13 protein-coding genes are annotated in these 13,656 nt (G+C 72.9%); 1 reads left to right on the top strand and 12 read right to left on the bottom strand.

Going from position 1 to position 13,656, the window contains the following annotated elements; genetic code table 11:
* Positions 1-33: 33 nt before the first annotated feature.
* The 12 genes from coaBC to pyrR all read right to left on the bottom strand — a co-directional run bounded on the left by coaBC (position 34) and on the right by pyrR (position 12,868).
* Positions 34-1,239 carry a bifunctional phosphopantothenoylcysteine decarboxylase/phosphopantothenate--cysteine ligase CoaBC gene (coaBC, locus tag ACFWI8_RS29060; RefSeq protein WP_387097527.1) on the bottom strand — a complete coding sequence of 402 codons (1,206 nt, stop codon included), beginning with the start codon at positions 1,237-1,239 and terminating at the stop codon, positions 34-36.
* A 151-nt stretch (positions 1,240-1,390) separates the two neighbouring features.
* Positions 1,391-1,663, bottom strand: a complete 273-nt coding sequence (gene rpoZ / locus ACFWI8_RS29055) for a DNA-directed RNA polymerase subunit omega (protein WP_132931393.1) — start codon at positions 1,661-1,663, stop codon at positions 1,391-1,393.
* A 55-nt stretch (positions 1,664-1,718) separates the two neighbouring features.
* Entirely contained in the window at positions 1,719-2,270 is a 552-nt protein-coding gene (gene gmk / locus ACFWI8_RS29050) for a guanylate kinase (RefSeq protein WP_387097524.1), read from the bottom strand.
* Between the two features lie 38 nt (positions 2,271-2,308).
* Positions 2,309-2,629, bottom strand: a complete 321-nt coding sequence (locus ACFWI8_RS29045; RefSeq protein WP_311594474.1) for an integration host factor — start codon at positions 2,627-2,629, stop codon at positions 2,309-2,311.
* A gap of 229 nt (positions 2,630-2,858) precedes the next feature.
* The gene (gene pyrF / locus ACFWI8_RS29040) at positions 2,859-3,716 is read right to left on the bottom strand and encodes an orotidine-5'-phosphate decarboxylase (protein WP_387097520.1); all 858 of its coding nucleotides are present in this window, start codon (positions 3,714-3,716) and stop codon (positions 2,859-2,861) included.
* Positions 3,713-4,840, bottom strand: coding sequence for a quinone-dependent dihydroorotate dehydrogenase (locus tag ACFWI8_RS29035; protein WP_387097517.1), 1,128 nt, complete (start codon positions 4,838-4,840; stop codon positions 3,713-3,715). The genes pyrF and ACFWI8_RS29035 overlap by 4 nt, the downstream gene beginning before the upstream one ends.
* Positions 4,837-8,157, bottom strand: coding sequence for a carbamoyl-phosphate synthase large subunit (gene carB / locus ACFWI8_RS29030; protein WP_387097514.1), 3,321 nt, complete (start codon positions 8,155-8,157; stop codon positions 4,837-4,839). Before carB ends, ACFWI8_RS29035 begins: the two co-directional genes overlap by 4 nt.
* On the bottom strand, positions 8,150-9,292 hold the full coding sequence (gene carA / locus ACFWI8_RS29025) for a glutamine-hydrolyzing carbamoyl-phosphate synthase small subunit (protein ID WP_387097511.1): 1,143 nt from the start codon (positions 9,290-9,292) through the stop codon (positions 8,150-8,152). Before carA ends, carB begins: the two co-directional genes overlap by 8 nt.
* Positions 9,289-9,921, bottom strand: a complete 633-nt coding sequence (locus ACFWI8_RS29020) for a hypothetical protein (protein WP_387097509.1) — start codon at positions 9,919-9,921, stop codon at positions 9,289-9,291. Before ACFWI8_RS29020 ends, carA begins: the two co-directional genes overlap by 4 nt.
* A complete protein-coding gene (locus ACFWI8_RS29015; protein ID WP_387097506.1) occupies positions 9,918-11,216 on the bottom strand; it encodes a dihydroorotase in 1,299 nt (432 codons plus the stop codon). Before ACFWI8_RS29015 ends, ACFWI8_RS29020 begins: the two co-directional genes overlap by 4 nt.
* Positions 11,213-12,202 (bottom strand): aspartate carbamoyltransferase catalytic subunit, encoded by a 990-nt coding sequence (locus tag ACFWI8_RS29010; RefSeq protein ID WP_387097503.1) that lies wholly within the window; start codon positions 12,200-12,202, stop codon positions 11,213-11,215. The genes ACFWI8_RS29015 and ACFWI8_RS29010 overlap by 4 nt, the downstream gene beginning before the upstream one ends.
* Positions 12,203-12,289: 87 nt before the next feature.
* On the bottom strand, positions 12,290-12,868 hold the full coding sequence (pyrR, locus tag ACFWI8_RS29005) for a bifunctional pyr operon transcriptional regulator/uracil phosphoribosyltransferase PyrR (protein WP_387097500.1): 579 nt from the start codon (positions 12,866-12,868) through the stop codon (positions 12,290-12,292).
* Between the two features lie 196 nt (positions 12,869-13,064).
* Between pyrR and bldD the strand changes: the two genes are divergently transcribed.
* Positions 13,065-13,565 (top strand): transcriptional regulator BldD, encoded by a 501-nt coding sequence (gene bldD, locus ACFWI8_RS29000; protein WP_113685051.1) that lies wholly within the window; start codon positions 13,065-13,067, stop codon positions 13,563-13,565.
* The last annotated feature ends 91 nt before the right edge of the window (positions 13,566-13,656 follow it).

The following is a 13,656-nucleotide window of genomic DNA, read 5'->3' as shown; positions in this document are numbered from 1 at the left end:
GGTGCGCGACCCCTGGCGCCCCCTGCCGCCTCGCTACGGCCAGCGCCGCGCCACCGCGTCCCAGACCCGGTCGGCCAGGGCCTCCTTGGGGCCGTGCGGCACGGGCGTCTCCGCTCCCCCGGCCTCCAGGATCACCGCCTCGTTCTCCTCGGTGCCGAAGGCGATGCCCTCGCCGACGCGGTTGACCACCAGGACGTCGCAGCCCTTGCGCGCCAGCTTGGCGCGGCCGTTGGCCAGCACGTCCTCCGTCTCGGCGGCGAAGCCGACCACCAGCTGCCCCGGCCGGCGGCCGGCGGCCAGCTCGGCCAGGATGTCCGGGTTGCGGACCAGGGCGATGGGCTCCGGGTCCCGGTCGTCCCGCTTCTTGATCTTCTGCGGGGCACGGCTGGCCGGCCGGAAGTCCGCGACGGCGGCGGCCATCACCACCGCGTCGGCCTCGGCGGCCGCCTTGACCACCGCCTCCCGCAGCTCCTCGGTGGTGGACACCGGGATCACGGTGACGCCGGCCGGGTCCGGCAGCGCGGTGTTCGCCGCGACCAGGGTGACCGCCGCGCCCCGGGCGGCGGCGGTGCGGGCCAGCGCGTAGCCCTGCTTCCCCGAGGAACGGTTCCCCAGGTAGCGGACGGGGTCGAGCGGCTCCCGGGTGCCCCCGGCGCTGATCACCACCCGGCGACCCGCCAGGTCGGCCGGCTCGTCCACCGCGCCGCGCTCCAGCACCCGACGGCAGTGGGCGAAGATCGCGGACGGGTCAGGCAGCCGGCCCCTGCCGGTGTCGGCGCCGGTGAGCCGGCCCACGGCGGGCTCGATCACCAGGGCACCGCGGCGGCGCAGCGTGGCCACGTTCTCCTGGGTGGCGGGGTGCTCCCACATCTCGGTGTGCATGGCGGGCGCGAAGACCACCGGACTGCGGGCGGTGAGCAGCACGTTGGTCAGCAGGTCGTCGGCGCGGCCGCCGGCGGCGCGGGCCAGCACGTCCGCGGTGGCGGGGGCGATCACCACCAGGTCGGCCCGCTGCCCGATCCTGACGTGCGGGACCTCGTGCACGTCCTCCCACACCTCGGTGGCCACCGGGGCGCCGGACAGCGCCGCCCAGGTGGGGGCGCCGACGAAGCGCAGCGCCGACGCGGTGGGCACCACGGTGACCGAGTGCCCGGACTCGGTGAACAGCCGCAGCAGCTCACAGGCCTTGTAGGCGGCGATGCCACCGCCCACCCCGAGGACGATCTCCGGCCGACCCATCGCTCGCCCCTTCCCGCGCCGCCGCCGGCGACGGCGCTCCCCTCTGGTCACTTCGCACTACCGCGTGGCTCCATCCTGCACCACGGCTCCGACAGACGACGGGCCCGGCAGCCAGGTGGCCGCCGGGCCCGGAGCACACCGAGCGCCCCCGCTAGTCCGTGGCGCCCTCGACGGCCTCGGAGGTCAGCAGGCCCGCGTTGATCTCGCGCAGCGCGATCGACAGCGGCTTCTCGTGCACGTGCGTGTCGACCAGCGGCCCGACGTACTCCAGCAGGCCCTCGCCGAGCTGCGAGTAGTAGGCGTTGATCTGGCGCGCCCGCTTGGCGGCGTAGATCACCAGGCTGTACTTCGAGTCGGTCGCCTCGAGCAGCTCGTCGATCGGCGGGTTGATGATGCCCTCGGGCGTGGTGATAGGAGAGGACACGCTCTGCCTTCCGCTGGGAATCTGGGGAGGCCCCCCTCTTGACAGGTCAGGGCTCTTAACGGACCAAGGCTAGCAGCTCGGTCACGACGTCCTCGACCGAGGTGTTGACCAGGGTGAGGTCGAACTCGGGCTCGGCGGCGAGCTCGGTGCGCGCCGCCGAGAGCCGCCGCTCGATGACCTCGGGCGGCTCGGTGCCGCGGCCGGTGAGCCGGCGGACCAGCTCCTCCCAGCTGGGCGGCGCCAGGAACACCAGCCGGGCCTCCGGCATGGTCTCCCTGATCTGGCGGGCGCCCTGCAGGTCGATCTCGAGGAGCACGGGGTCCCCCGCCTCGAGCCGGTGCAGCACGGCACGACGCGGGGTCCCGTAGCGGTTGCCGGCGAACTCGGCCCACTCCAGCAGCTCGCCGTTGGCGACCAGCTTGTCGAACTCCTCGTCGTCCACGAAGTAGTACTGGACGCCGTGCCGCTCGCCGGGGCGGGGCTTCCGCGTGGTTGCGGACACGGACAGCCACACTTCCGGGTGGGCTTTGCGCAAATGAGCGACGACCGTGCTCTTGCCGACCCCGGAGGGGCCGGAGAGCACGGTCAGTCGCGGACGATCGGTCATGCGGCGATTATCCCGGTTCCCGGAGGGTCGGGAAAACCTCAGCCCTTGGCGCCGAACTCGCGCTCGAGCGCGGCGATCTGGTTGGAGCCGAGCCCACGGACCCGGCGGCTCTCGGAAATCCCGAGCCGCTCCATGATCTGGCGGGCGCGAACCTTGCCGACGCCCGGCATCGACTCCAGCAGTGCGCTGACCTTCATCTTGCCGATGACATCGTTCTCCTGGCCCTGCTTGATGACCTCGTGCAGCGAGGCGCCGGAGTGCTTGAGCCGATTCTTGACCTCGGCGCGCTCCCGGCGAGCCGCGGCGGCCTTCTGAAGCGCGGCTGCGCGCTGTTCAGGGGTAAGGGGCGGAAGAGCCACGCCTACGTCACCTCGGGTATCGAACTGTCGGATACGGAACGGTGAGGAACCTAGTAGCCCCACACCGGCGGAGCAACGAGCAACGCGCTCGGGGCTCCGCTCTCGACGGAGACTAGCGGCCGGCACCGCGATTAGTCAGCGAGAATCGACAAAAAGTCCAGGTCAGCTGGAGATCCCCCCTCGCATTTCCGACATATCCCTGCACAGTTTGCGGCTACGATGCGCGCGGTCACGCTCCGGAGTCGACGAATCGCGCGATCTCCGCCGCCTCCCGCTCCGCCGCGGCACGCAGTGCCGCGGCGTGCGGGCCGTGCTTCAGCACCCCGCGCCCCACGTTGGGCAGGACCTGGCCCAGGGTGTCGCCGAAGACCCGGGGCAGATCCGCGGCGGTGGCGCCCTGAGCGCCCACGCCGGGCGCCAACAGCGGTCCACCGATCGCCAGTTCGGCGCCGGTCTCGCCGACGGTGGCGCCGACCACGGCGCCGAACGAGCCGAGCGGGGCGCCGGCGGCCAGCTCGGCCGCGTTCTCCTCGCGCAGCCGGTCGAGGATCCCCTGGGCGACCGTGGGTCCGGCGGCGGTGACGGCGGACTGCACCTCGGCGCCCTCCGGGTTGGAGGTGAGGGCGAGCACGAACACGCCCCTGCCGTTGGCCCTGGCGAGGTCGAGGGCCGGGCGCAGCGAGCCGTAGCCCAGGTAGGGGCTGACGGTGACGGCGTCGGCGGCGAGCGGGGCGCCCTCGTCCAGGTAGGCCGCGGCGTAGGCGGCCATGGTGGAGCCGATGTCACCGCGCTTGGCGTCGAGCAGCACCAGGGCGCCGGCCGAGCGCGCCTCGGCGACGGTCCTTTCGAGCACGGCGACGCCCCGGGAGCCGAAGCGCTCGAAGAAGGCCGACTGCGGCTTGAGCACGGCGACCCGCTCGGCGAGTGCCTCGACCACCGTGTCGGCGAAGCGCTCCAGGCCGCCGACGTCGTCGCCGAGGCCCCAGGCCGCCAGCAGCGAGGGGTGCGGATCGATGCCCACGCACAGCGGCCCGCGCTCGTCCATGGCCCGGCACAGCCGGGTCCCGAAGGGTTCGGGGGCGGTCATGACCTGTCCTCCGTCACATCGTCGCGCGCGCCGGCGCCGACGGCGTCGGCGAGCGTCGCGTAGGGGCTGGCGGCGAGGCGCCTCGCGAGCCCTCGGTGGATGGCGCGGGCCCAGCCGGGTCCCGCGTAGACGAAGCCGGTGTACCCCTGGACCAGGGTCGCGCCGGCCAGCAACCGCTCCCAGGCGTCGTCGGCGGTCTCGACGCCGCCGACGCCGATCAGGGTGACCCGGTCGCCCACGCGGCGGTGCAGCCGCCGCAGCACGGCGAGCGAGCGCTCCCTGAGCGGGGCGCCGGAGAGGCCGCCGGCGCCCAGGGCGGCGACGTCGGCCGTCGGGGTGGCGAGGCCGTCGCGGGCGATGGTGGTGTTGGTGGCGATGATCCCGTCGAGCCCGAGGTCGAGTGCGAGGTCGGCGACGGCGTCCACGTCCTCGTCGGCGAGGTCGGGGGCGATCTTGACCAGCAACGGCACCCGCCGGTCCGGCACCGCGCGGTCGGCCGCCTCGCGCACGGCGGTCAGCAGCGGGCGCAGCCGCTCGGCGGCCTGGAGGTCGCGCAGCCCGGGGGTGTTGGGCGAGGAGACGTTGACCACCAGGTAGTCGGCGTGCCCGGCGAGCCGCTCGGTCGAGGCGACGTAGTCGGCGACGGCCTCCGATTCGGGGACGGCCTTGGTCTTGCCGATGTTGACGCCGAGGACCGGCCGGCTCCGCCGGCCGCGCCGGGCGAGCCGGGCCGCGACGGCGGCGGAGCCCTCGTTGTTGAACCCCATCCGGTTGACCAGGGCGCGGTCGGCCGGCAACCGGAAGAGCCGCCGCGGTGGGTTGCCGGGCTGCGGCCGACCGGTGACGGTGCCGATCTCGACGTGGTCGAAGCCCAGCATCGCCAGGCCGTCCACGCCCACGGCGTTCTTGTCGAAGCCGGCGGCGAGCCCGAAGGGCCCCGGCATCTCCCGGCCCAGGGCCCGCACCCGGAGGTCGGGGTGGGCCGGGACGTAGACGGCGCGCACCGCGGAGCGCAACCCCGGCACCCGCGCCACGAGGCGGATCAGCGAGAAGGCGAGGTGGTGGGCGCGCTCCGCGTCGAGCCGGCGGAGGACGGTGTTGAACAGGAGGCCGTAGGCGGTCACCGGTTCCGCGCCTCGATCAGCTGGCTGGCGTGCTCCTGGAGGGCGCGGACGCCGACCTCCCCCTTGGTGAGCGCGTCGATGCCCTGGACGGCCGCGGCCAGCGCCTGGACGGTGGTCAGGCAGGGGATGCCGCGGGCCACCGCCGCCGTGCGGATGTCGTAGCCGTCGAGCCGACCGCCGGTGCCGTAGGGGGTGTTGACGATGAGGTCGACCTGGCCCTCGTGGATCAGCTGGACGATGGTGGGCTCGCCGTTCGGGCCCTGTCCCTCGTACTCCTTGCGCACCACGGTGGCGTGGATGCCGTTCCGCCTGAGCACCTCGGCGGTGCCCGAGGTGGCCAGCAGCTCGAAGCCGTGCTCGACCAGGGCGCGGGCCGGGAAGATCATGGCCCGCTTGTCGCGGTTGGCGACCGAGACGAACGCCCGCCCCTTGGTGGGCAGCGCGCCGTAGGCGCCGGCCTGCGACTTGGCGTAGGCGGTGCCGAAGGCCGAGTCGATGCCCATGACCTCGCCGGTGGAGCGCATCTCGGGCCCCAGCACGGTGTCCACGCCGCGCCCGTGCACGTCCCGGAAGCGGGACCAGGGCATCACGGCCTCCTTGACGGAGATCGGCGCGTCCAGCGGGAGGGTGCCGCCGTCACCGCGGGCGGGGAGCATACCCTCGGCGCGCAGCTCGGCGATGCTGGCGCCGAGCGAGATCCGGGCCGCCGCCTTGGCCAGGGGCACGGCGGTGGCCTTGGAGGTGAAGGGAACGGTGCGGGAGGCGCGCGGGTTGGCCTCCAGCACGTAGAGGATGTCGCCGGCGAGCGCGAACTGGATGTTGATCAGGCCGCGGACGCCGACGCCGGCGGCGATGGCCTCGGTGGAGGCGCGCAGCCGCTTGATGTCGTGGCCGCCCAGGGTGATCGGCGGGAGCGCGCAGGCCGAGTCGCCGGAGTGGATGCCGGCCTCCTCGATGTGCTCCATGACGCCGCCGAGGTAGAGCTCGGTGCCGTCGTAGAGGGCGTCCACGTCGATCTCGATGGCGTCGTCGAGGAAGCGGTCGACGAGCACCGGGTGCTCCGAGATCAGTCCGGCGTGCTGCTCCAGGTACTCGGCGAGCGCCGCCTCGTCGTAGACGATCCGCATGCCGCGGCCGCCGAGCACGTAGCTGGGGCGGACCATCACGGGGTAGCCGATGCCGGCGGCGATGGCCTTGGCCTCGTCGAAGGAGAAGGCGGTGCCGTACTTGGGGGCCGGCAGCCCGGCCTCGGCGAGGACCCGGCCGAACGCGCCGCGCTCTTCGGCCAGGTTGATGGCCTCGGGCGAGGTGCCGACGATGGGCACCCCGTTGTCCTTGAGCGCCTGGGCGAGGCCGAGCGGGGTCTGGCCGCCGAGCTGGACGATGACGCCGGCGACCGGCCCGGCCTGGGTCTCGGCGTGCACGATCTCCAGCACGTCCTCCAGGGTGAGCGGCTCGAAGTAGAGCCGGTCGGAGGTGTCGTAGTCGGTGGAGACGGTCTCGGGGTTGCAGTTGACCATCACCGTGTCGTAGCCGGCCTCGCTGAGCGCGAAGCAGGCGTGGACGCAGGAGTAGTCGAACTCGATGCCCTGGCCGATCCGGTTGGGTCCCGAGCCCAGGATGATCACGGCGGGCCGCTCGCGCGGGGTGACCTCGGTCTCCTCGTCGTAGGAGGAGTAGAGGTACGGGGTGCGGGCGGCGAACTCGGCGGCGCAGGTGTCCACGGTCTTGTAGACCGGGCGGACGCCGAGCGCGTGCCGCACCTCGCGCACCACGTCCTCGCGCAGGCCCCGGATGCCGGCGATCTGGGCGTCGGAGAAGCCGTGCCGCTTGGCGCCGGCCAGCAGTTCGGGGGTGAGCTGCTCGGCGGCGGCCAGCTCGTCGGCGACCTCCTTGATCAGGAAGAGCTGGTCGACGAACCAGGGGTCGATGCGGGTGGCCTCGAAGACCTGCTCGGGGGTGGCGCCGGCGCGGATCGCGGCCATCACGGTGGAGAGCCGACCGTCGGTGGGGACCGCGGCGCGGGTCAGCAGCCCGGCCAACTCCTCGGCGGTGCCGGGGTCGCCGGCGAAGTCGAACTGGGAGCCCTTCTTCTCCACGGAGCGCAGCGCCTTCTGCAGCGCCTCGGTGAAGTTGCGGCCGATGGCCATGGCCTCGCCGACCGACTTCATGGTGGTGGTGAGGCTCGGGTCGGCGGCCGGGAACTTCTCGAACGCGAACCGGGGGACCTTGACCACCACGTAGTCGAGGGTGGGTTCGAAGGAGGCGGGTGTCTCCTCCGTGATGTCGTTGGGGATCTCGTCCAGCGTGTAGCCGATGGCGAGCCGGGCGGCGATCTTCGCGATCGGGAACCCGGTGGCCTTGGACGCCAGCGCGGAGGAGCGGGAGACGCGGGGGTTCATCTCGATGACGACCACCCGGCCGTCGTCCGGGTTGACGGCGAACTGGATGTTGCAGCCGCCGGTGTCCACGCCGACCTCGCGGATCACGGCGATGCCGATGTCGCGCAGGATCTGGTACTCGCGGTCGGTCAGGGTCATCGCGGGCGCCACGGTGATCGAGTCGCCGGTGTGCACGCCCATCGGGTCGAGGTTCTCGATGGAGCAGACGACCACCACGTTGTCGTTGCGGTCGCGCATCAGCTCAAGCTCGTACTCCTTCCAGCCGAGGATGGACTCCTCGAGGAGCACCTCGGTGGTGGGCGAGAGGGCCAGGCCCTGCCCGGCGATACGGCGCAGCTCCTCCTCGTTGTGGGCGAACCCCGAGCCGGCGCCGCCCATGGTGAAGGAGGGGCGGACGACGACCGGGTAGCCGCCGAGGTGCTCGACGCCGGCGAGCACGTCGTCCATCGAGTGGCAGATGACCGAGCGGGCGGACTCGCCGTGCCCGGTGGTCTGGCGGACCGCCTCGACGACGGCCTTGAACTTGTCGCGGTCCTCGCCCTTGGCGATGGCCTCGACGCTGGCGCCGATCAGCTCGACGCCGTGGGCGGCGAGGGCGCCGGCCTCGTGGAGCGCGATCGCGGTGTTGAGCGCCGTCTGGCCGCCGAGCGTCGGCAGCAGGGCGTCGGGGCGCTCCTTGGCGATGATGCGCTCGACGAACTCCGGGGTGATCGGCTCGATGTAGGTCGCGTCGGCGATCTCCGGGTCGGTCATGATCGTGGCCGGGTTGGAGTTGACCAGGATGACGCGCAGACCCTCGGCCTTGAGCACACGGCAGGCCTGGGTGCCCGAGTAGTCGAACTCGGCGGCCTGGCCGATGACGATCGGGCCGGAGCCGATGACCAGGACGGACTGGATATCGGTGCGCTTAGGCACGCTGGCCCTCCATCAGGGAGACGAAGCGGTCGAACAGGTAGGCGGCGTCGTGCGGACCCGCCGCCGCTTCGGGGTGGTACTGGACGCTGAAGGCCGGCCGGTCGAGCAGGCGCAGTCCCTCGACGACGTCGTCGTTGAGGCAGACGTGCGAGACCTCGACCCGGCCGTAGGGGGTGTCGGTGACGGCGTCGAGCGGGGCGTCGACGGCGAAGCCGTGGTTGTGCGCGGTCACCTCGACCTTGCCGGTGGTGAGGTCCTTGACCGGCTGGTTGATGCCGCGGTGGCCGTACTTGAGCTTGAAGGTGCCGAAGCCCAGGGCGCGGCCGAGGATCTGGTTGCCGAAGCAGATGCCGAACAGCGGGGTGCCGCGCTCCAGCACGCCGCGCATCAGCGCGACCGGGTGGTCGGCGGTCGCCGGGTCGCCCGGGCCGTTGGAGAAGAACACCCCGTCGGGGGCGACGGCGTAGATCTCGTCCAGGGTGGCGGTCACCGGCAGGACGTGCACCTCGATGCCGCGCTCGGCCATCCGGTGCGGGGTCATGCCCTTGATGCCGAGGTCGATCGCGGCCACGGTGAGCCGCTTCTCGCCGATGGCCGGCACCACGTAGGGCTCGGTGGTGGCGACCTCGGGCGACAGGTCGGCGCCCGACATCTGGGGCGCGGAGCGCACCCTGGCCAGCAGCGTGGCGCTGTCGGCGACGGCCTCGCCGGAGAAGATCCCGGCGCGCATGGCGCCGCGCTCCCGCAGGTGGCGGGTGAGGGCGCGGGTGTCGACGCCGCTGATGCCGACGACGCCCTGCGCGGCGAGCTCGTCCTCCAGGGAGCGCCTGGCCCGCCAGTTGGAGTGGCGGCGCGCCGGGTCCCGGACCACGTAGCCGGCCACCCAGATGCGGCGGGACTCGGGGTCCTCGTCGTTGACGCCGGTGTTGCCGATGTGCGGGGCCGTCATCACGACCAGCTGGCGGTGGTACGAGGGGTCGGTCAGGGTCTCCTGGTAGCCGGTCATGCCGGTGGAGAAGACGGCCTCCCCGACGGTCTCGCCCCGCGCGCCGTACGCCTGTCCGCGGAAGGCGCGGCCGTCCTCCAGGACGAGCACGGCCGGCGCCGGGGCGACGGTGCGGGTGGTGGCGGTCATCGGACGCCTTCCTGTTCGTGCTGAGATTCGTGCTTCTGGTCGTGCGGAACGGGAGCGGGCCCGGCCGGCGAGTAGCTGCCGAGGGCCTCGATCCAGGCGGCGTGCTCGGCGGACCGGTCGGAGCGGAAGCCGGAGTCGAGCAGCCGCTCGCCGTGCTCCCAGGTGATCACCAGCAGTCCGCCCTCGGTGAGGACCTTGCCGGCGATGCCCTTCTCGGGGCGCGCGCCGCGGATCCGGTCGGCCGGGATCAGGAAGTCCACCGCGCCCGGCCTGATGACGGTCACGCCCTCGTCGGTGAGGGTCAGCTCGGCCCGGCTGCGGGCGCCGAGGCCGTGCGCGGCGATCCGGTCGAGCCACTGCCCGACGGTGGTGCTGCCGTGGTAGCGGCCGGTCATCCGCAGCCGCTCGGGGCCCGGCTCGGCGGGCGGTGCCGGCAGCTCGGGCAGGTCGCCCTGGAGCGTGGCGCGCCACTTCCAGCCCTCCCGCATCAGCCAGTAGACCAGCGCGACGAAGAGCAGCAGGCCGACGAGCCAGGCGGCGCGGGCCCCCCAGTCGGTGACCTCCTGTGACCTGCGGACGGTCTCCGCGCCGTCCTCGGTGGTGAGCGCGTAGCGCAGCGCGGCGTTCATACCAGCTTCCCGTCCATGAGCGTTGCCCGGCCCCGCAGGAAGGTGTGCGTCACGCGGCCCGGCAGCTCGCGCCCCCGGTAGGGGGTGTTGCGGCTGCGGGAGGCGAACGCGGCGGGGTCCACCTCTCCACGGTAGGCGGGGTCGACGAGGGTGAGGTTGGCGGGCTCGCCCTCGGCCACGGGCCGGCCGTGGCCGGCGAGCCGGCCGATGGTCGCCGGCCGGAAGGACATGCGGTCGGCGACGCCGGCCCAGTCGAGGAGACCGGTGTCCACCATCGTGTGCTGCACCACGGAGAGCGCGGTCTCCAGGCCGACCATGCCCATGGCGGCCGCGCCCCACTCGCAGTCCTTGTCCTCGTGCGGGTGCGGCGCGTGGTCGGTGGCCACGCAGTCGATGGTGCCGTCGGCCAGCGCCTCGCGCAGCGCGAGCACGTCCTCCTCGGTGCGCAGCGGCGGGTTGACCTTGAAGACCGGGTCGTAGGAGCGGACCAGTTCGTCGGTGAGCAGCAGGTGGTGCGGGGTGACCTCGGCGGTGACCTGCCAGCCCTTGGACTTGGCCCAGCGGACCAGTTCGACGGAGCCGGCCGTCGAGAGGTGGCAGATGTGCACCCGGGAGCCGACGTGCGCGGCGAGCAGCACGTCGCGGGCGATGATCGCCTCCTCGGCCACCGCCGGCCAGCCGCCGAGCCCCAGCTCGGCGGAGACCGCGCCCTCGTTCATCTGGGCGCCCTCGGTGAGCCTGGGCTCCTGGGCGTGCTGGGCGATCACGCCGTCGAATGCCTTCACGTACTCCAGCGCGCGCCGCATGATCACGGCGTCGTCCACGCACTTGCCGTCGTCGGAGAAGACGACGACGCCGGCCGCCGAGTCGTGCATGGCGCCGAGCTCGGCCAGCTGCCGGCCGCCGAGGCCGACGGTGACGGCGCCGACCGGCTGCACGTCGCAGTAGCCGGACTCGCGGCCGAGGCGCCAGACCTGCTCGACCACGCCGGCGGTGTCGGCGACCGGGAAGGTGTTGGCCATGGCGTGCACGGCGGTGAAGCCGCCGGCGGCCGCCGCCCTGGTGCCGGTGAGCACGGTCTCCGAGTCCTCCCGACCCGGCTCGCGCAGGTGGGTGTGCAGGTCGACCAGGCCCGGCAGCAGGACGAGCCCGTCGGCCTCCACGACCTGCGCGCCCTCGGCGTCGAGCCCTGCGCCGACGCGGGCGACGGTCCCGCCCTCGATCAGCACGTCCTGGGGGGCGCCGCCGAGTACCCTCGCGGCGCGGATCAGGGTGCGCGCGGTGTTCTCGCTCATGCCTGGGTGTTCTCCTCGGTGGTGCGGGCGCTGACGGCGGGCTCCGAGCCGCCGAGCAGCAGGTACAGGACGGCCATCCGGACGCTGACGCCGCCGGACACCTGCTCGACGGCGGTGCAGCGGGGTGAGTCGGCGACCTCGGCGGTGATCTCCATGCCGCGGTTCATGGGGCCCGGGTGCATGACGACGGCGTGCTCGGGCATGCGGCCCATGCGGTCGCCGTCCAGGCCGTAGCGGCGGGCGTACTCACGCTCGGTGGGGAAGAAGGCGGCGTTCATCCGCTCGCGCTGCACCCGGAGCATCATCACGGCGTCCGACTTGGGCAGCACCGCGTCCAGGTCGTAGTCGACGGCGCAGGGCCAGCGCTCCACGCCGACCGGCAGCAGGGTGGGCGGTCCCACGACGGTGACCTCGGCGCCGAGCGTGGTGAGCAGCCGGACGTTGGAGCGGGCCACCCGGCTGTGCAGGATGTCGCCGACGATCGTGATCCGGCGGCCCTCCAGGTCGGCGCCCAGGCCGCGGTCCGGTCCGCCGACCAGGCGGCGGCGCAGCGTGAACGCGTCGAGCAGCGCCTGCGTCGGGTGCTCGTGGGTGCCGTCGCCCGCGTTGACGACACAACCCCCGATCCATCCTGAGGTGGCGAGCCGGTGCGGGGCGCCGGAGTCGTGGTGCCGGATGACGACGGCGTCGGCGCCCATCGCCTCCAGGGTGAGCGCGGTGTCCTTGAGCGACTCGCCCTTGGAGACCGAGGAGCCCTTGGCGGAGAAGTTGATCACGTCCGCTGAGAGCCGCTTGGCCGCCGCCTCGAAGGAGATCCGGGTGCGGGTGGAGTCCTCGAAGAACAGGTTGACCACGGTGCGACCGCGCAGGGTCGGGAGCTTCTTGATCGGCCGGTCCGCGACCCGGGCCAGCTCCTCGGCGGTGTCGAGGACCAGGAGGGCGTCGTCGCGGGAGAGGTCGGTGGCCGAGATGAGGTGACGCTTCATCAGGTGCCTTCCGTCTGGTTCGTGGGAAGCGTGCGGGCGTGCCGGCATGCCGGGGCCCGGGTGGGGCTCGGCGGGCCTGCCGGCGCGCTACTGCTCGGCCGCTGGGGCGTGCTCGCGCACGCCGAGGAGCACGCCGTCGCGGCCGTCCTCCTCCAGGAGGAGGACGCGGACGGTCTCGCGCAGCGAGGTCGGGATGTTCTTGCCGACGTAGTCGGCGCGGATCGGCAGCTCACGGTGGCCGCGGTCGACCAGGACGGCGAGCTGCACGGCGCGCGGCCGGCCGATGTCACCCAGCGCGTCGAGCGCGGCCCTGATGGTGCGGCCGGAGAAGAGCACGTCGTCCACGAGGACGACGAGGCGGCCGTCGACGCCGTCGCCCGGGATCTCGGTCCTGGCCAGGGCGCGCGCGGGGCGCAGCCGCAGGTCGTCCCGGTACATCGTGATGTCGAGCGAGCCCACGGGGAGCGGGTGCCCGGTGATCTCGCGCAGGTTGGCCGCGAGCCGGCGGGCCAGGAAGACGCCTCGGGTGGGGATTCCCAGGAGCACCACGTCGTCCGCGCCCTTGGCGCGCTCGACGATCTCGTGGGAGATGCGGGTCAACGCCCGCGCGATGTCCGGCGCTTCCAGGACGGAACGGGCCGGAGCAGGGTTGCTCTCGTTGTCCATACGAAAAGGACCTCCTTCCCCGCCTCACAGGACGGGCCTTAAAGGACGTCGGTCGATCCAGGCCGACAATACCAGGAGCTTCGACACGCTCCGCATCGCCCCAGGTCAGGGGCTACCTTGTCGCCTCGGCTTGACGAGAGATATTACGCTGCGTAACCTCACAGTGAGTTACCAGAACGCCGTCCCGGGGAGACACATGTCCAGCGAATACGCCAAACAGCTCGGAGCCAAGCTCCGGGCCATCCGCACCCAGCAGGGTCTCTCGCTCCATGGGGTCGAGGAGAAGTCCCAGGGCCGCTGGAAGGCGGTCGTGGTCGGCTCGTACGAGCGTGGCGACCGCGCCGTGACCGTGCAGCGCCTCGCGGAGCTGGCGGACTTCTACGGGGTCCCCGTCCAGGAGCTGCTGCCCGGCTCGACGCCCGGCGGTGCCGCCGAGCCGCCGCCGAAGCTCGTGCTCGACCTGGAGCGCCTCGCCCACGTGCCCAGCGAGAAGGCGGGCCCGCTCCAGCGTTACACGGCCACCATCCAGAGCCAGCGCGGCGACTACAACGGCAAGGTGCTCTCGATCCGGCAGGACGACCTGCGCACCCTGGCCGTGATCTATGACCAGTCGCCCTCGGTCCTGACCGAGCAGCTGATCAGCTGGGGCGTGCTCGGCGCGGACGCGCGCCGCGCGGTTCAGGCGGAGGAGAGCTGACGCCTCGCGCCGGCGGGGCTTCACGGCCGGGCCGGCTCCGGCCGGGCCGTCGAGCCAACGCCCCGGGCGGGGTGACACCACTGATGGTGGC

The sequence above is a fragment of the Streptomyces sp. NPDC127098 genome (assembly GCF_042722465.1).
GTDB lineage: Bacteria > Actinomycetota > Actinomycetes > Streptomycetales > Streptomycetaceae > Streptomyces > Streptomyces millisiae.
Note: the sequence above shows the minus strand (reverse complement) of the source record. Positions and strands in the feature narration are given on the sequence as shown.